The following is an 18078-nucleotide window of genomic DNA, read 5'->3' on the forward strand; positions in this document are numbered from 1 at the left end:
GAGCTATCTTATTACTCCATTAACAGGAAAAGTTGCTGCAAACGATTGGTCTCGAGCAGTAACAGAGAGCAATCTTGAGCCGAAAAGCTGTGAAATGACAGGCGAAAAAGCGATAAATACATTGCGCGAAATGTTTTCTACACTGGGGGCGAAATTAACACGAAATGGAGGGAGGGGTAGAGCAACATTTGGCACGACGCCCCTTTGAATGAGGGTTCGATTAAACCATCGTATACCGATCGTGCGATTAAATACAGATTGAATAGAATCTACAGAAACGGTGAAGCCGGTGTCACTAGCTGGCGCACCGCTTTCTAGTATTTGGAATGTAAGCAAGTTTAATCGACTTGCTCCGAAACCAGGTATGAAGCGATCTGTATTTAATGTGATGGATTCAGTTAATATAAAGTTCAATAGAATCAACTCACTTCGTACTAAAGTTATTTGTTTCTCTAGCTATTCTATTCAATTACATGAATTTTTGTTTGGACCGGCGTCAATAGAATAGGGATATAAAAGAGAAGGGATCGAAGATTACCTTTTTTGTTGGAAGTGGTACAAGAACAATAGGAAAAGAGGGTTTGATCAAGCGATCGTACATATTTAGTCTTACAAAACCAGCACCCAACTCATACAGTACATCCGTTAATAGTTGAAATGATTACACTAATTTTATTTCCTTACATATATTATTATGTAATTACTATATTTAAAGGGTGAATATATGATGAGAATTGGAATACAAGCGGCGGGATTGGGGGACTTAAATCTTATCGTTGAAGAGATGAAAGTGGTTAGAGAGGTTCGTTTATCTTCTCAAGTTGAGTGCGTTGCAGGGACATTACGCGGCTTCGAGGTCATTGCCTGTAGTTCCGGTGTTGGTAAAGTGAATGCTGCTCTTGGCATACAGAGCTTAATTAAAACATTTCGGTCGAATATTATCCTATCTTCAGGAACAGCAGGTGCTCTTAATCCAAATTTAAAATCGGGGGATGTTGTCATTGCCACAGGTTCACAGTATCATGATGTAAACTATACTGAAATTGGTGTTCCTTTAAGTCAATATCCCTCACTTAGAGTATCTGTTTATAATACGAATAGGCAACTAGTACAGCTCGCAGTGAAGGGTGCACAGAGAATCCCGCTCATTCGTACGGTTACCGGGAAAGTTTTAACTGGTGACCAATTTGTTACTCTTAGGAGATTTAAGGAGAGACTACGGCTCACATTTGGCGGTCAAGTAGTAGAGACTTCTTCCGCAAGTATAGGGCTTACCACTCTCCTTTCTTCCATTCCCTATCTTTCAGTACGTGGGGTAACGGATACAGCAGAGCAAAATGAGCCTGCTCCCATAGAGGTCGTTCGTAGAGCGACAAATCGTTCTCAGATCATTATCTTGGAATTATTGTCTACAATGAAGAAGTACGGGCTTTAATAGATAAATGAGTGATATATCTAGGTTGAGGAGATAGAGAGATGAGAGGCATAATCTAATTTTAGCTATTTTGTTTGTGGTGCTTTGCAGTTCTAGTATAATCGCTCACCTTTATTTGGTGAGCGAACTGAATATAAGACCGGCCTACCCTCAAATAAATGCGCTTTTACTTGCAATAGTGATGAAGATACTTGGACAACAGTATCAGCGGACGAATAAGAAAATCCGTCTCTATTGATTTTTTACAGTATGGGTCGCTAGGTTAGAACATAGATTTGTAAAGGTGAAACTGTATGGATATATCTGATTACTTGACAGAAATACAAACACACATATTCTGCCATCGGGACGACGGTTTAAGATTGGAATAGATCATGTCACTAGATAGGAGTCCCAAGCGACTGAAAGAAGTGCCTATGGTGAATCCCCCACTTCTTAGCGTAGGTGGGGAAGACGAGGACCATGAGGATCCCGTGGTGTAGGATGCGGAGGAAAGCTCGATGTTTAAGAATTGTGGGACTTCCATTCCCGCTAAACCTTCTTCAAATCGTCTAATGTTATAGAAGGAGTTGTTACCTCGACATGGACTTGGATGCTTTCTTCGACCGAGTGAACCAGGACAAACTCATGGGACTCCTGGCGAAGAGGGTGAAAGACAAATTCCTACTCAAGCTGATTCGTCAGTACGTGAACGCGGGTGTGATGGCAAATGGATGCAAAGTCAGGAGTGAACAAAGGGTCCCTCAAGGGGGTCCGTTGAGCCCACTCTTGTCCAACATCATGCTGGACGTACTCTGGAAGCGAGAGGACATCCGTTCGTCCGCTATGCGGACGACGGTAACCTCTACGTGAAGAGTAGAAAAGCGGGAATCCGGGTCAAAGAATCCATCCACGAAATTCATCGAAGAGAAATTTAAACTACGAGTAAACGAAGGGAAGAGCGCGGTAGACCGACCGTGGAGACGAACCTTTCTAGGGTTCAGCTTTACCCACCATCGCCAGCCAATGATTCGCGTAGCGAAAGAGAGCATCCAACGGGCAAAGGAAAGGATACGGGGGGATCACCTCGCGTTCGAAACCGACCCCGATGGAGGAGAGGATCAAGCAACTGAATGCCTTCCTTGTTGGCTGGTGTAACTACTTCGCCCTAGCGGACACGCCCACCCCATTTAGCCGATTGGATGAATGGGTGAGAAGAAGGCTCCGCCTGTGTCTTTGGAAACAATGGAAGGAGCCAAAGACCAAAACAAAAAGGCTCATCGCCCTAGGAGTACCTAAGGGAAAAGCCTATGAATGGGGAAACACCCGTAAGAAATATTGGCGTATAGCTTGTAGTCCCTCCTTTGGAGAAACCAAGGCCTCAAGAGTTTGGGAGATCGATATGTCCGAATTCGTCAGACTTAAATGAACCGCGCCGTATACCGAACGGTACGTACGATGGTGTGAGAGGTCGGGGGTTAGTCACCCCCTCCTACTCGATTATATTATTATTTATTAATAAGCGTTACAGCATGATGAATAGCACGAAGCTGACCATTATAATAGTCTGCTTTTGTAACAATTTTAGAACCATCATAAACTCGCATTTGAGTGGATTTGCCTCCATCTAGCCAGATTCCCTCTGTACATCCCAAAGCTTTCATAGTATTTCTGAGATTATATAGTGAAGTATGATCTTTAGATGCAAATAGATAAAGGTAGGATTGACCATTTTCATATTTCACACCAATACCAGTTCTATTTGCTCCCGTAGCACCTGGTTGATGGTTTGCCGTGTCCCATTTTTCTGCATAGAATGCATTTGTAAAATAGTCTTGGGTTTGTCGGAGGTGTAAATTTCCTCCACCAAGCATATTTCGATAATCTAAGTTGGCACCTAAGTCCTTTTTAACGGCAGTCATGTTTGTATAATTCTTAACCACTGCTACTGTACCTTTTACTGGGTCCTTATAAGTTACAAGGGTTCCACGATAATTTCCACCTGTGTTTTCATCATTTAGTGTATTTGGTACTCCATCCATACTTTTTTCCCAGAAAATGTTTGATGCAGAAGCTTGTGTAGATGCTGTAGCAAAATTAAAGAGCCCGCCGTTTATACCGTAGTAATCTGTATAAGGAAGTGCTTTATTAATTTTTACGGCTTTGATATTACTTGCATGTGTCTTAATAACATGAAAATCATTTGTAACGATGTAATCATAAGTTGGTCCGTCATACACGGTTTGTGCTGCTTGTACGGAATCTACATTTCCTTCAACTATTGATACTGCAAACACTGTTGTAATTGCCAGTCCAATACGTGTGACTTTTTTTAGTGTGTTAAACATCCTATAACCTCCAGATATAAGCGAATATTATTGATTGCGATACTTATTTTAATTATCGCCAGATGAGAAAATTACCTAACAGTATTTACCGATAAAATTGGACAGACTGATCCTATACAACTTATAAGATCTTTTGAATAGAAGTACCTAAACACACCCATGAATAGATCTATGCAGGAGCTTCAGAAGCATAATTTTTGCCCATCTACTCGAAAAGGTGGAATTAGCGAAAACTTTTGATATTAATGGTGTTTTAGGTGTTGTTTTTCAGCATTGCTGATCGATGCAAATGAACCATATAGACGGGGAAAAAGCAGAGAGGTCTATCTTTCTAGCCCTCCCTATTAGTAATAATGATCTATTACTTACCCACTATCCTTCTGATTCCTTCATCCCCATACACAAATGTAAAGTCTTTTACATCAACTAAATTGTATGGCATGATTGGTAATTTAACATCTGGATCAAAACCAATATTATATCCGTATCCATAATAAAAACTTGCAAATACCAACTTACTACAGTACATAGCATTTTTATTTGTTCTATCTAAAGCGGATTCACTAAATATTGAATAAGGTGCTTGGTAATTACTTTCTGAACCGTAGTATCGAACGAAATCAATGGCTTTTTGTCCAGCTGCTTTTGCTGCAACTGAGTTGGAATGTCTAAAAACTGCTGTATTATTGTATCTCTTATTCCAATCTGAGATCGATATTTTTGTAATTGGCTTTCCAGGCCCTGAAATATGTACTACATAAAGTAGGCCATCTGCTGAACGTCCTATTATTCCTGAATGCCCTGTAGCACCTTTAAAACTTGTGTCGTCAGTAATTAACACATCACCTTCTTTGTAGGAAAAGGCTGCTTCTGCACTATTATGTGCAAAAGCTAAGAATGAAAAACAAAGAACGAATGCTAACATAATTTTTGTAAACTTAGTATACATAAGAATCCTCCTTGTAAATAAGAAATTAATAATAATGCAAAAGGGGGTATATTTCGCTTAAGTCAACTTTTTTATTATAGCAACACAGCAAAAAATAGACAATATCTATTAAATAAGATTTAACAATCATATTTACGCGGCAAAGTCAGGAGTGAACAAAGGGTCCCTCAAGGGGGTTGAGCCCGCTCTTGTCCAACATCATGCTGGACATACTAGACAAGGAGCTGGAAGCGAGAGGACATCCGTTCGTGCGCTATGCGGACGACGGTAACCTCTATGTGAAGAGTAGGAAAAGCGGGAATCCGAGTCAAAGAATCCATTACGAAATTTATCGAAGAGAAATTTAAACTACGGGTAAACGAAGAGAAGAGTGCGGTAGATCGACCGTGGAGACGAACCTTTCTGGGGTTCAGCTTTACCCACCATCGCCAGCCAAAGATTCGCTTAGCGAAAGAGAGCATCCAACGGGCAAAGAAAAGGATACGGGGGATCACCTCGTGCTCGAAACCGACCCCGAGAGGAGAGTGTGGAGCAACTGAATGCCTTCCTCGTGGGCTGGTGTAACTACTTCGCCCTAACGGACAGGCCCACCCATTCAATCGATTGGATGAATGGGTGAGAAGAAGGCACCGCCTGTGTCTATGGAAACAATGGAAGAAGCCAAAGACCAAAACAAAAAGGCTCATCGCCCTAGGAGTACCTAAGGGAAAAGCCTATGAAACGGGAAACGCCCGTAAGAAGTACTGGCGTATAGCTTGTAGTCCCATTCTCCACCGAACCTTGGGTAACTCTTTTTGGAGAAACCAAGGTCTCAAGAGTTTGGGAGATCGATATGTCGTCAGACTTAAATGAACCGCTGTATACCGAACGGTACGTACGGTGGTGTGAGAGGTCGGGGGTTAGTCACCCCCTCTTACTCGATTTCAACAAATTAGCTACTTTAGAAAACACTCATAGTCTGTTCCGCACGTCTCGGATGAAAGTAGATAGCGGGGGAGTTTCAGGTTTTCGCTTAGAGTGAGCTTTCATCAATGAATGGTTAGGGGATCTGCTTGCTTTTTCTTGGATCGACGGGAAACATCGCGAAAGTGTCCAATCTCTGAACCGAAAGCTCCCTGTTCAATGAGTCATGAATAAGAGCTTGTCTGAATAGAGTGAAGCATGAGTGGAAAAGAGGAGAAGGGGGAGAAAGTGTGGCAAAGCAAAGTCGCTGGATCGATTGGCAGGCAAACAAGGTGTTGGAGCATTTTGGCGTGCAAGCACGGGAAGGATTGGCGCCAGAAGAAGCGCAGAAACGATTAAGACAGGTCGGCTTCAATCAGTTGGCACAAGGGGAGAAAGTCTCTCCTTTCACCTTATTCGTTGCGCAATTTCGTGACTTTATGGTGCTGGTTCTGCTGGTAGCCACCTTGATCTCAGGTTTGTTAGGCGAATATACCGATGCGATTGCCATTATCGCGATCGTTTTTTTGAATGCCATTTTGGGGTTTGTACAGGAATATCGTGCTGAAAAATCACTGGATGCTTTAAAGCAGTTGGCTGCTCCCACAGCCAAGGTGATCCGTGGAGGCAGTGTAGCACGTATTTCTGCCCAAGAGGTGGTCCCAGGAGATATTCTTCTCTTGGAGAGTGGAGATCGTGTACCCGCAGATATTCGCCTGTTGCGAGCGGACAACCTTTCAATAGAAGAAGCTGCTCTGACAGGAGAGTCCCTCCCTGTAGAGAAAACAGCGGACCGTCTTCCACATGGAGAGGTACCACTAGGCGATCAAACCAATATGGGTTTTATGGGTACGATGGTGGTGAGAGGAAGTGGACAAGGCGTCGTGGTAGCGACGGGTATGGGAACGGAGATGGGGCGCATCGCCCATCTTATTGAATCGACGGAAGAAGTAGAAACTCCACTGAAGCGGCGATTGGAGCAATTGGGAAAAATCTTGATTGCTGTCTCTCTTCTCTTAACCGCAGTGGTGGTGTTTACAGGGATTTGGCATGGACAGGAAGCTTATAAAATGTTTCTCGCCGGAGTGAGCTTAGCTGTAGCAGCGATTCCTGAAGGGCTTCCAGCGATTGTGACGATTGCACTTGCATTGGGCGTGCAGCGCATGATTCGTCGCCGGGCGATTGTGCGCAAACTGCCTTCAGTAGAAACCCTCGGTTGTGCATCGATCATCTGTTCCGATAAGACGGGGACACTGACGACCAACAAAATGATGGTCACTCACGTGTGGGCGGATGGTCGCCTCTTTTCTGTAGATGGTAAGGGCTACGAGCCGAAGGGCGGTTTTCACAGTGGCACGCGCAAAGTGACTCCAGCGGATCATCATGCCCTTGAGCGGTTACTGCAGATTGGCGTCCTTTGTAACAACGCTCATCTTATTGAAGAGACAGAGCGAACGGGTATGCTACGTCGCAGGCAGGCTCATTGGCGTATTGATGGAGATCCGACAGAAGGAGCGTTGCTCGCTTTGGGAGGCAAAGGGGATTGCTTTGCTGAAGAGACGGGCCGAACATGGCGACGAGTGCGTGAGTACCCTTTTGACTCAGGACGGAAGATGATGTCTGTGCTCGTCGAGCGCAAAGATGGAAAGCAGCAACTATTAAGTAAGGGAGCACCGGAAGTCATTTTGATGCGCTGTTCCCACCTCGTCTACCAAGGGCGGGTGACGACACTGACAGAGCCACTTCGTCGTGAGATTGCCGAAACGATGGAGAAATTAGCGGGAAAAGGGCTACGGAACCTCGCTTTTGCTTATCGTGAAGTGGCGGGTAGTATAAGTAAGAATGAACAAGCGATGGAACGCAACTTGGTCTTTATGGGATTAGCGGCGATGATCGATCCCCCGCGCGAAGAAGTGAAGGATTCCATCCAGCTTTGTCGACAAGCAGGCATTCAGACGGTGATGATCACGGGGGATCATCAGATTACGGCCAAGGCGATTGCAAGGAAGATCGGTATCGCCGGTTCGCGTGACTTAGCCGTTAGCGGACAGGAGTTGGCTCGTATGAGCGATGCCGAATTGGACGAGAAAGTGAATCATATTCGTGTTTATGCGCGGGTCTCACCGGAACACAAATTACGCATTGTGAAAGCATTGCAACGACAAGGTCATGTTGTTGCTATGACTGGAGACGGGGTGAACGATGCTCCAGCGATCAAAGCCGCTGATATTGGCATTGCGATGGGGATAACAGGAACAGATGTATCCAAGGAGGCGTCGGCACTCGTGTTGGCCGACGATAATTTCTCTACCATTGTGTCCGCTATTGAAGAAGGACGCAATATCTACGATAATATAAGAAAGTTTATCAGCTACTTATTAGCGAGCAATGTTGGCGAAATTCTGGTGATGTTTCTAGCCATGTTGGCAGGAATGCCGTTGCCTCTGGTGCCGATTCAGATTTTGTGGGTCAACTTGGTAACGGATGGTTTACCTGCTATGGCATTGGGTGTAGATCCGGCAGAAGAGGATGCGATGAAGCGTCCACCGCGCAATAGCCGTGAAAATATATTTGCTCGAGGAGTAGGATGGAAAATTCTCACGAGGGGCCTTCTGATAGGCTCGTGCACCTTGATTGCATTTGTGGTGAGTTATCATGAGATGCCACATGACTTGGTGCGGGCGCAGACCATTGCCTTCGCTACATTGGTGTTTGCACAGCTGATTTATGTTTTTGACTGTCGTAGTCAAATCTCTGTTTTTCAGCGTGTTCCCTGGGACAATCGGTGGCTCTTGTTGGCAGTGGCATCTTCTGCCTCTCTGCTCTTAGTCGTGATGTATGTTCCGTCCCTTCAACCGATATTCCATACGGTAGCCCTGGGAGTACGTGAGTGGATACTGGTGCTCGTCGCAGCGGCTACGCCGACTCTTATGGCGGGACTTTTGGATACGATCAAGGGGTTAGGGAAGCGTGTTCCGAATGTGAAACAAACATAAGTTGTGTCAAGTGACTGATTTCGTAGGCAGGATCAGAGGGTGAAAAGAAGGCAAGATTGGGAAAGATGGTAGTGGAAAAGGAGAAAGTGCGATGAAATTTACGAAGATGCACGGGTTGGGAAATGACTTTATCGTGATGGAACGGAATACTCCATTGAATGAACAAGATCGTGAACACGCACGCAAGCTATGTGATCGCCATTATGGGGTGGGGGCAGATGGAGTCGTCTTCATCCTGCCTTCTCAGCAAGGCGATGTGCGCATGAGGATCATTAATGCGGATGGAACAGAACCCGAGCAATGTGGCAACGCCATTCGTTGTATCGCTAAATACGTATATGAACGAACCCCACTGCAGAAGAGGGAGTTGTTAGTGGAGACGAATACTGGACTACAGCGGGTGTGGTTACATGTAGAAGATGAATGTGTGAATGCTGTCCGTGTCGATATGGGTGAGCCCATTCTGCAGGGATCGCAAATTCCTACACAAAGTGAAGAAGAGATCGTGGTGGGTCATTCACTTTCTTGGGAGGATGAAGTTTATTCCATCACCGCAGTATCCATGGGCAATCCCCACGCGATCCTTTTTGTTGAAGATGCGATCCATTATCCAGTGGAAGAAGTGGGCCCCAACTTAGAGAAACACCCATTTTTTCCAAACAAGAGCAACATCGAATTTGTCACGGTTCATGACCAAGATGAGATGGATTTGCGCGTATGGGAACGTGGTGTTGGACAAACTTATGCATGTGGTTCAGGTGCTTGTGCGGCTGTCGTTGCTGGTGTTCTAAATGAAAAGTCCGCACGGCTTGTGACCGTTCACCTCAAAGGGGGCGACCTCTTGGTAGAGTGGAATGAAGAGGATGGACGTGTTTACATGGAAGGGCCAGCCACGATGGTATATGATGGTGAGTGGCTACTAGAAGCATGATTAAAGACTTTTGACGGTTACTGGGGAAATGCACTATGATAGAAGAAACAACAATCTACCAGAATACATCGAGGAGGCTTATCTATGCGTTGGTTTTGGCCGGGGTTACTAACCTTTATCGCGATTGTATCGATCCATAAATTTCTGCAATTAGAAGACCTATTAGACACGGGGATTGGTAGTGGAGGCATTGCTATACAGATTTTAGGGATTCAATTAGTGGAGAATGTTGTTGCCTCCGATGTTCCAGGCTATTCAAATACCTTCTTGACTATTGGCGTAATCATGGCCCTATCTGCTGTAGGACTAGGAAGCTATTTTATATACAAAGGGATTAAAGAAAAAGAAGCGAAGGGTACGGAGCAACAGATAAAAAAATAGAAAATGAACCTGATCTTATCGTATAGGAACGAGGGGTCAGGCTTTTTTGATTTCTCGAAAGGAAGTTCGCTGATTTTTAATGGTAGAGAGACAGCATTTCGCCCCCTCTTATTAAATATTTAATACACCTTTTATTCTAACTTCATCAAAACTTTATCTTTTCCTTGTATTCTAGTAGACGGGAATGATGAGATAACTAGACTCAAGGGGGATGGGTTGTGACTCAACAACTGAAAAAAATTGCAGGAATAGCATTGGTAGGAGCACTTGGAGTAACTACGCTATTTGCGGGGTTAAATGCAGATGCGGGTATGGATCATAAACCACCCAAAAAAGCGAAAAATGTCATCTTGCTTGTTGGAGATGGTATGGGACCAACACAAATATCGGCGGCTGCTTATCTTCAGGGTGAAGGTTATGCTGCTGGTGGGCTGACATTGGATCGTTTTCAGAACGTAGGGTTTGCAACCACCTATGCTCATGATAATCGAGTGACGGATTCCGCTGCTGCTGCGACCGCTTTCGCTGCTGGGCATAAAACCGACAACGGAGTTGTGGGACAAGCTCCCGAAGAGCTAGAGCATACCGAAGATGAAAAGCACTTCGACGTGCAATCGGTCTTAGAAATGGCAGAGTCAAAAGGGAAAGCGACAGGACTGGTGACAACGACCCGCTTGACACATGCGACTCCTGCAGCCTTTGCTTCTCATGTAGAAAGTCGTGGACAGGAGAATGATATCGCACAGCAAATGTTGGATCACGACATTGAAGTACTACTGGGCGGTGGGAAACGCCACTTTGTCACTGAAGCGGAAGGTGGCAAGCGAGAAGATGGCGTCAACCTATTGGCTGAAGCAGAGGAGAAGGGTTACCAGATTGTAGAAGATCGAGCGTCATTAAAAGATAGCAAGGCGAAGAAGTTATTGGGACTTTTTAATGATAGTCATTTAAATTATGAGTTGGATCGAGCGGACACCGAGGAACCTAGCATCGCTGAGATGACGAAGAAGTCTTTGGATGTTCTGAAAAAGGATCGTGATGGTTTCTTCCTGATGGTAGAAGGGGGACGCATTGACCATGCGGGTCATGCCAATATGCCAGCAGCTAACGTAACGGATATGCTCGCTTTTGATGAAGCAGTCAAAGAAGCGTACAAATTTGCTCGCAAGCATAAGGACACCTTGGTGATTGTAACCGCTGACCACGAAACGGGTGGCATGTCTCTTGGTGCCAATGGTACGTATGGTTACAATACCGAAGTGATTGAAAAAGTAGAGCGCACCACTGAATTTATGGGAGATCAATTAAATGACGACCGGAGCAATGCTGCGGAAGTGGTTGAGCAATACGCAGGAATCAACAATTTGACGGCAGAAGAATTGGAAACGATTCGTACTGCAGAATATGATTACTTAGGAATTGCCCAAGTGATTAGTGATCGCTCCTTGATTGGCTGGACTACGACAGGACATACAGGTGTGAACGTACCCGTGTACAGCTATGGACCAGGTTCCAAGATGCTTACGGGAACCATCGATAACACCATGATCGCTCATCAGATTAAGGAAACCATGCACAAAGGTCGTCGCTAAGTAGAGAACAAACATAGAGCCAAACCCATTGAGTCAAACAATGTGGTTTGGCTCTTTCCTCGTTTCCCCTGACCCTGACGAGAGTGATTGTCTTAATCAGTTACAGTTGAAAAAGGAAGGAGAAGGCTTTCCTTCAGTAGTATAACCTATATAGAAAGAATTATCTGCAAATTATAGGCCTTACACCACCCATCAATCACGTCTGCCAGAGAACGTGATGCTCCCATGGCCTCTGTTTTCATCCGGGGCTTGTGGAGGTAGATCAAGTGGGTTTTCTATCTAAATATAAACTAGGTTTCGAAGGATTGACTCATGCATGACACAAGAGGCGTGTAAGATGAATAGCAATCGGGTTGATGCTTGTTGGCATCCCTATAGTTAAAGCGAGGGGATTGCTGTTTGCAAAAATATAAAGATGTCATAGTGAATAGGTATTTAATGAGCTCAGGAACGAAGGAACAGTCAATAAATGCCTTTAAGAGTGATCGTTACAGGAACGGATTAAAGGAGGGAATACCGATGTCTACCTCGATATCATTTCAATATCAATACGCGGCTTCATTTATTCGAGAGCAAGAAGTGGAGCAGTTAACCCCGTTTGTTGAACAAGCTCATCAGCAGTTGCATCACAAAACCGGGGCCGGAAGTGAATCGTTGGGATGGTTAGATCTTCCTTGTCAAGGTGATGAGGAAGAGCTTAAAGCAATCGAACGAGCGGCGCAAAAGATTGGTGCACAATCCGATGCGTTTGTCGTGATCGGCATCGGTGGTTCGTATGCAGGGGCTCATGCCGCGATTGATTTTCTGCATCCTCATTTTTATAATCAATTGCCACGGTCCAAACGAGGAGCACCTGAAATTTACTTCGTGGGTCACCACTTAAGTGCTTCTTACTGGAATGGGTTATTGGAGATTTTAAAAGATAAAGAAGTTAGTGTGAATGTCATTTCAAAATCAGGTACCACCACGGAGCCAGCACTTGCTTTTCGCTTATTTCGCGAATGGATGGAAAAGAAGTATGGCCGAGAGGGAGCGCGAGAACGAATCTTTGTCACGACGGATCGCACAAAAGGGGCCTTACGCACGTTAGCAGAGGAGGAAGGGTATGAATCCTTTGTCATTCCTCATGATGTGGGCGGTCGTTATTCGGTTTTGACGGCGGTTGGTCTGTTACCGATGGCTGTTAGTGGAATTCCGATTCGGCAGGTGATGGCAGGGGCAAAGGCCGCTCATGAAGCCTACCTTAGCCCTCGGATTGCGGAGAATGAGTGTTACCAGTACGCCGCAATACGGCATGTGCTTTATCAGAAAGGAAAAACAGTAGAATTGCTGGTCAATTATGATCCCTCTTTTCAAATGTTTGCCGAGTGGTGGAAGCAACTGTTTGGAGAGAGTGAGGGCAAATATCAGAAAGGCATTTTTCCTGCCTCGGTCAATTTTACAACGGATCTGCACTCCGTAGGGCAATATATTCAAGATGGACTGCGCAATCTGTTTGAGACGGTATTACATGTGGAGAAGCCGACAAGCCGCTTACTAATTGCTCATGAAAGAAATGATTTAGATGGATTGAATTACCTTGCAGGGCGTTCACTTGATGAGGTAAACGAAAAAGCGTTTGAGGGAACGTTGTTGGCCCATACAGATGGTGGAGTTCCTAACTTGATCGTATCTATCCCGGAAATCAGTGCACATGTCTTTGGTCAACTGGTTTACTTTTTTGAAAAAGCGTGTGCGATCAGTGGTTACGTGCTGGGTGTCAATCCATTTGACCAACCAGGGGTAGAAGCGTATAAGAAAAATATGTTTGCTTTGTTAGAGAAGCCAGGGCATGAGTGGGAGAAAGAGCAGCTACTTGAACGATTATGATTTAGTAGAAAAGAGATTTTATCGATCGTGCTAGTATAAGAATAGGCTTTTTCGTTTGATTAGACGAATCCAAGACGCTAGAAGATGACGGGAGATAGATGGAGGATAAATCATGGAGAAACATTATCAACGTTGGAAACAAGCGATCCACTTAGACCAAGAGATGATGAAAGAACTGGTTGCTCTTTTTGACCCGCAAGAGATAGAAGACCGTTTTTATCGCTATTTACCTTTTGGGACGGCAGGCATGCGTGGATTGATTGGAGCAGGGACCAATCGGATGAATCGCTATACGGTACGCAGAGCAGTGACAGGAATGGCGCGTTATTTAGTTCAAACAGTGGAAGAGAAGACCATTCGTGTTGCTATCGCTTACGACTCGCGCTATTGTTCTTTTGAATTTGCTCAGGAAACGGCAGGCACATTGGCCTATTATGGGGTGAATGCCTATCTATATCCTTCCCTTAGACCCACTCCTATGCTCTCCTTTGCCGTACGTGAACTGGAAGCAAGTGGTGGAATGATGATTACAGCAAGTCATAACCCATCACAATATAATGGGCTCAAAATGTATGGAAAAGATGGTGGTCAGTTGCCTCCACACTCCTCTCAAGGAATCTTACAGGAAATGAATAATATCGAAGATGAATTACATTTGCCCACCATGACATGGGAAGAGGGCTTACGCTGTGGACGAATTCATCTTTTGGATGAAAGGATGGATGAAGCTTACCTGGCGCAAGTGAAGGCATTGTCGTTACGTTCAGATATTGTGCAAGCAATGGAGGAAGAGCTTCATGTCGTTTATACCCCCTTACATGGAACGGGTGCCAAAGCGATTCCACAGGCACTGGCCTCTCTTGGGTTCTCTCAGGTACAAGTGGTAGAAGAACAAAGGGAGCCCGATGGGTCATTCTCAACCGTAGAGATACCCAATCCAGAAGAGCCAGAGGCTTTTCAGCTTGCTATCAAACAAGCGGAAGCGGTGTCAGCTGATCTAGTGATCGCTACCGATCCAGATGCTGATCGCTTGGGAATCGCTGCGAAGAAGGAGGGAACCTACCAACTTCTCAATGGCAACCAGATAGGGGCTCTGCTCCTTCATTATTTGTTGAGTCAGCGACAAGAACAAGGGAGCCTCCCTGAGAAAGGGATCGCCTATAAGACCATTGTCACCTCCGAATTGGGCCGCAAAATTACCGCACACTTTTCTGTGAAGATGGAGGACACCCTAACGGGGTTTAAATATATAGGAGAGAAGATAGGAGAATGTGAACAGAGCGGTGCCTATTCCTTTCTCTTTGGCTACGAAGAAAGTTACGGGTGCCTCATCGGAGACTTTGTCCGAGATAAGGATGCGGTACAAGCGGCTGTTCTATGTGCAGAGATGGCAGCATTCTATAAATGGCAAGGCAAAAACCTCTTTGACGGTTTAGAAGACTTGTACCAAACGTACGGATATTATAAAGAGGAGATTCGCTCTTTTTCATTTAGTGGAAAAAGTGGAGAAGAGAGAATGACCCTCTTGTTGGAACAGTTGCGTAGTCATCCTATTCGTCAGGTGGGAGATACGCGAGTGGAGTGTTTGAAGGATTACCGCAATGGAATAGATGGTCTTCCTCCGGCCAATGTTTTAAAGTACTTTTTAGCGGATGAAAGCTGGATTGCTGTTCGCCCTTCTGGGACAGAGCCAAAGGTAAAATTCTATTTAGGCGTTGTGGGGAAGAGCGACGATGAAGCCGAGCAGAAGCTAGAGGGTCTGAAGCGGTATGTAGAAGAGTTGGTTCAGCAGTAGAGAATGGATGTTGTTCTTTAGCCTTTTCGTATCAAAATTTCTTTCCTAAAAGCATGGGGTATGGGACAGCTGTTCTGTTGCATATAGATGAATGGGAAGCAAGTACTCTCATTTTGAACGATTGAAGGAGGAAGCCAAATGGCATCTGATAAAGAGCAACCCCATGAAGAGCAACAACCCCAGGCTTCGGGAGAAGAACAACCCAAAAACGAAGCTCAGATTAAGCATGAAGTGATGCAAAAATACGGGAACATTCCACTTACTTTTGTGCCCAATAGAGGTCAGATGAAGTCGGAATACTCCCTTTATGCCACAGGAAGCGGTTTTCGCTTTGCTTTTAAGAAAGAAAAAGTTATTTTGACGTTTTATAAACGAGTGAAAGAGAAAGCGAAGGCAGAAGATGCTGGGGAAGAGAAGGGGCAGGAGAAAGAGATTCAAGTAGCTGAACAACTGAGGAGAAAAGGATTTAACAAAAAGAAAGCGGAGTATTCGAAGACGGAGGGCATCAATCTGATTATCCGCTTTCACGATGCCAAAGATGTGGAGCCACAAGGCAAGAAAGAAGCGGGTGGAACGGTGAACTATTTCCGCGGTAGAAAGAAAGAGAACTGGATTCGTGGACTTCCGATGTATAAGGAGCTCGTCTATGAGGGCTTGTGGCCTGGAGTGGATGCTAAATTCTACGGAAGAAAAGGGCAATTAAAATACGACTTTACTTTGCAACCGGAGGCATCGGTAGACAGTATCCGCTTCTCTTATAATGGGGCGGATGACGTGGTGCTAAACGATGAAGGGAAACTGGAGATACAGACACCTTACGGAACCATTCTTGAAGAGAGGCCGATTAGTTACCAAACCGTGGGCGAGGAGCAAAAAGAGTTGGCGACACGCTTTGTCATCCACGAGGATAAAACCATTGGCTTTGTTCTGGAAGAAGAGGTAGATGAGTCTGCTCCGCTTATTATTGATCCGGCGTTGATGTATAACAATCTTCTATAGTTAACCCGCTAAAGATGAAAAGGCTTCTCCTTTACTGGGAGAGGCTCTTTTTGTGATGGATAACAGAGGGAATACCCATGGATGAAGAATGGGGACGTAACATTCATTCTTTTCGTAACGGGTCTCATCGGTGGATAGAACCCATTTCTCATGGCTATACAATCCATAGTACAAGATTTACAAGGGAATATGAACGATGAGAGGAATCGAAGAGGGTTAGGTTTTTTTACCATCAAGGAAGGATTGCGCCCTGAGCTCTACAAAAACCTTCTGTGGTACAATCGATGGGGTGAGAAGGTTTATCTATCACCCTTGTTGCGCTATAATGGTACCAGTAGGAGGAGAACAATGTGGCTGTTCGTTATGAATTGATTAAAGAATGTCGACAGACAGGGGCTCGTCTGGGCCGCTTACATACTCCACACGGAACGATTGAAACTCCTGTATTTATGCCAGTTGGTACGCAGGCCACGGTGAAAACCATGAGTCCGGAAGAGATTCGGCAGTTGGGAGCGGGTTTGATCCTAAGTAATACTTACCATCTGTATCTGCGACCGGGACATGAGATTGTTCGTGAAGCAGGTGGACTGCATGCTTTTATGAATTGGGACGGTGCGATTTTGACCGATAGTGGAGGGTTTCAGGTCTTTAGCCTGAGCGACTTGCGTAAGATTACGGAAGAAGGTGTCGCTTTTCGCTCACACCTTAGCGGTGAAAAGTTGTTTATCAGTCCTGAAAAGGCGATGGAGATTCAAAATGCCTTAGGTGCGGATATTATTATGGCCTTTGACGAATGCCCACCTCATCCAGCTGAACATGCTTATGTGAAGCAGTCTCTAGAACGAACGACTCGTTGGTTGGAGCGCTGTCTTAACGCACACGAGCGCCCACAAGAGCAAGCGCTATTTGGCATTGTTCAAGGTGGGATGTACGAGGATTTGCGCCGGCAAAGTGCCGCTGAGATTACCTCGATGGATTTACCTGGCTATGCCATTGGAGGATTAAGCGTGGGAGAGTCGAAAGTAGAGATGTATGAAGTTCTCTCCTATACCACCCCACTCTTACCAAGCGATAAGCCACGGTATCTGATGGGTGTGGGTTCGCCAGATGCGTTAATAGAAGGGGTCCTTCGTGGGATTGATATGTTTGATTGTGTACTGCCTACGCGCATTGCCCGCAATGGGACAACCATGACGAGCCAGGGTAGAGTGGTTGTACGAAATGCGAAGTATGCGCGGGATTTCACACCATTAGATCCGAATTGCGGCTGTTACACATGTCAAAATTACACACGTGCTTATCTTCGTCACCTTATCAAGGCAGATGAAACGTTCGGCCTCCGTTTAACTACCTACCACAACTTACACTTCCTTGTGAAGTTGATGGAGCAAGTGCGTCAAGCGATTCGTGACGATCGTCTAGCTGATTTTCGCGAGGAATTTTTCGCAACGTACTATGGAGAACAACCTAACCGTGCATTTTAAGCGAACCTGCTTAAAATATAGATAAATAGGAAGGAGAATGAATCTTATGGAACCTGGTGGAATTGTAGGTTGGTTACCTATTATTGGGGTAGTCGTGATTTTTTACTTTTTCTTGATTCGTCCACAGCGGAAACAACAGAAAAAAAGGAATGAAATGTTGTCTGCGTTGAAAAAAGGGGACAAGATCATCACCATTGGAGGGCTTCATGGAACCATCATGGACCTGACGGATGAACGAGCCACTCTTAAAGTAGGCGAAAACAGCAGACTGGTATTTGAGCGCAGTGCAATCAATGCTGTGACAAGTGAAGACGAGGAAGAGAAGTAAGTATTTTAATAGGAAGAGCAAAACCCCTCAGGACCGTACGGTCCTGAGGG

The 18078-nt window shown here is 45.1% G+C and carries 13 protein-coding genes and 2 pseudogenes; 12 read left to right on the top strand and 3 right to left on the bottom strand.

Annotated features, from left to right (window positions below; genetic code table 11):
* Nucleotides 1-3: 3 nt before the first annotated feature.
* On the bottom strand, nucleotides 4-414 hold the full coding sequence (locus AC6RGY_RS03540; protein WP_499859820.1) for a hypothetical protein: 411 nt from the start codon (nucleotides 412-414) through the stop codon (nucleotides 4-6).
* 313 nt (nucleotides 415-727) lie between these two features.
* On the opposite strand from AC6RGY_RS03540, the gene mtnN reads away from it, so the two are divergent.
* Nucleotides 728-1435, top strand: a complete 708-nt coding sequence (gene mtnN / locus AC6RGY_RS03545; RefSeq protein WP_499859821.1) for a 5'-methylthioadenosine/S-adenosylhomocysteine nucleosidase — start codon at nucleotides 728-730, stop codon at nucleotides 1433-1435.
* Between the two features lie 576 nt (nucleotides 1436-2011).
* Nucleotides 2012-2839 (top strand): annotated as a pseudogene (locus AC6RGY_RS03550) (group II intron maturase-specific domain-containing protein); the annotation flags it as partial.
* Nucleotides 2840-2922: 83 nt separating this feature from the next.
* On the opposite strand, the gene AC6RGY_RS03555 reads toward AC6RGY_RS03550, so the two are convergent.
* Both AC6RGY_RS03555 and AC6RGY_RS03560 read right to left on the bottom strand, forming a co-directional pair.
* Nucleotides 2923-3762 (bottom strand): phosphodiester glycosidase family protein, encoded by an 840-nt coding sequence (locus AC6RGY_RS03555; protein WP_499859822.1) that lies wholly within the window; start codon nucleotides 3760-3762, stop codon nucleotides 2923-2925.
* A gap of 361 nt (nucleotides 3763-4123) precedes the next feature.
* Nucleotides 4124-4711 carry a hypothetical protein gene (locus tag AC6RGY_RS03560; protein WP_499859823.1) on the bottom strand — a complete coding sequence of 196 codons (588 nt, stop codon included), beginning with the start codon at nucleotides 4709-4711 and terminating at the stop codon, nucleotides 4124-4126.
* 176 nt (nucleotides 4712-4887) lie between these two features.
* Between AC6RGY_RS03560 and AC6RGY_RS03565 the strand changes: the two are divergent.
* From AC6RGY_RS03565 to yajC, 10 genes and pseudogenes are all read left to right on the top strand, one after another.
* Nucleotides 4888-5563, top strand: a pseudogene (locus AC6RGY_RS03565) (group II intron maturase-specific domain-containing protein); the annotation flags it as partial.
* A gap of 341 nt (nucleotides 5564-5904) precedes the next feature.
* On the top strand, nucleotides 5905-8649 hold the full coding sequence (locus tag AC6RGY_RS03570) for a calcium-translocating P-type ATPase, SERCA-type (RefSeq protein WP_499859824.1): 2745 nt from the start codon (nucleotides 5905-5907) through the stop codon (nucleotides 8647-8649).
* 91 nt (nucleotides 8650-8740) lie between these two features.
* Nucleotides 8741-9580 (top strand): diaminopimelate epimerase, encoded by an 840-nt coding sequence (gene dapF, locus AC6RGY_RS03575; RefSeq protein ID WP_499859825.1) that lies wholly within the window; start codon nucleotides 8741-8743, stop codon nucleotides 9578-9580.
* 84 nt (nucleotides 9581-9664) lie between these two features.
* A complete protein-coding gene (locus AC6RGY_RS03580; protein ID WP_499859826.1) occupies nucleotides 9665-9961 on the top strand; it encodes a hypothetical protein in 297 nt (98 codons plus the stop codon).
* Nucleotides 9962-10179: 218 nt separating this feature from the next.
* Nucleotides 10180-11553 (top strand): alkaline phosphatase, encoded by a 1374-nt coding sequence (locus AC6RGY_RS03585; RefSeq protein WP_499859827.1) that lies wholly within the window; start codon nucleotides 10180-10182, stop codon nucleotides 11551-11553.
* A 519-nt stretch (nucleotides 11554-12072) separates the two neighbouring features.
* A complete protein-coding gene (locus AC6RGY_RS03590; protein ID WP_499859828.1) occupies nucleotides 12073-13422 on the top strand; it encodes a glucose-6-phosphate isomerase in 1350 nt (449 codons plus the stop codon).
* 112 nt (nucleotides 13423-13534) lie between these two features.
* The gene (locus tag AC6RGY_RS03595) at nucleotides 13535-15217 is read left to right on the top strand and encodes a phospho-sugar mutase (protein ID WP_499859829.1); all 1683 of its coding nucleotides are present in this window, start codon (nucleotides 13535-13537) and stop codon (nucleotides 15215-15217) included.
* 138 nt (nucleotides 15218-15355) lie between these two features.
* Nucleotides 15356-16216 carry a DUF7948 domain-containing protein gene (locus AC6RGY_RS03600; protein ID WP_499859830.1) on the top strand — a complete coding sequence of 287 codons (861 nt, stop codon included), beginning with the start codon at nucleotides 15356-15358 and terminating at the stop codon, nucleotides 16214-16216.
* A 350-nt stretch (nucleotides 16217-16566) separates the two neighbouring features.
* Nucleotides 16567-17700: a tRNA guanosine(34) transglycosylase Tgt gene (gene tgt / locus AC6RGY_RS03605; protein WP_499859831.1), complete on the top strand. Its 1134-nt coding sequence runs from the start codon at nucleotides 16567-16569 to the stop codon at nucleotides 17698-17700.
* Between the two features lie 46 nt (nucleotides 17701-17746).
* Nucleotides 17747-18028, top strand: coding sequence for a preprotein translocase subunit YajC (gene yajC, locus AC6RGY_RS03610; RefSeq protein ID WP_499859832.1), 282 nt, complete (start codon nucleotides 17747-17749; stop codon nucleotides 18026-18028).
* The last annotated feature ends 50 nt before the right edge of the window (nucleotides 18029-18078 follow it).

Source organism: Mechercharimyces mesophilus (assembly GCF_059818345.1).

Bases quoted from the DNA above. Each gene is read 5' to 3' on its own strand.
- AC6RGY_RS03595 (WP_499859829.1), top strand. From the start codon at position 13,535: ATGGAGAAACATTATCAACGTTGGAAACAAGCGATCCACTTAGACCAA.
- yajC (WP_499859832.1), top strand. From the start codon at position 17,747: ATGGAACCTGGTGGAATTGTAGGTTGGTTACCTATTATTGGGGTAGTC.
- AC6RGY_RS03560 (WP_499859823.1), bottom strand. From the start codon at position 4,711: ATGTATACTAAGTTTACAAAAATTATGTTAGCATTCGTTCTTTGTTTT.
- dapF (WP_499859825.1), top strand. From the start codon at position 8,741: ATGAAATTTACGAAGATGCACGGGTTGGGAAATGACTTTATCGTGATG.
- AC6RGY_RS03600 (WP_499859830.1), top strand. From the start codon at position 15,356: ATGGCATCTGATAAAGAGCAACCCCATGAAGAGCAACAACCCCAGGCT.
- mtnN (WP_499859821.1), top strand. From the start codon at position 728: ATGAGAATTGGAATACAAGCGGCGGGATTGGGGGACTTAAATCTTATC.
- AC6RGY_RS03580 (WP_499859826.1), top strand. From the start codon at position 9,665: ATGCGTTGGTTTTGGCCGGGGTTACTAACCTTTATCGCGATTGTATCG.
- AC6RGY_RS03555 (WP_499859822.1), bottom strand. From the start codon at position 3,762: ATGTTTAACACACTAAAAAAAGTCACACGTATTGGACTGGCAATTACA.
- AC6RGY_RS03590 (WP_499859828.1), top strand. From the start codon at position 12,073: ATGTCTACCTCGATATCATTTCAATATCAATACGCGGCTTCATTTATT.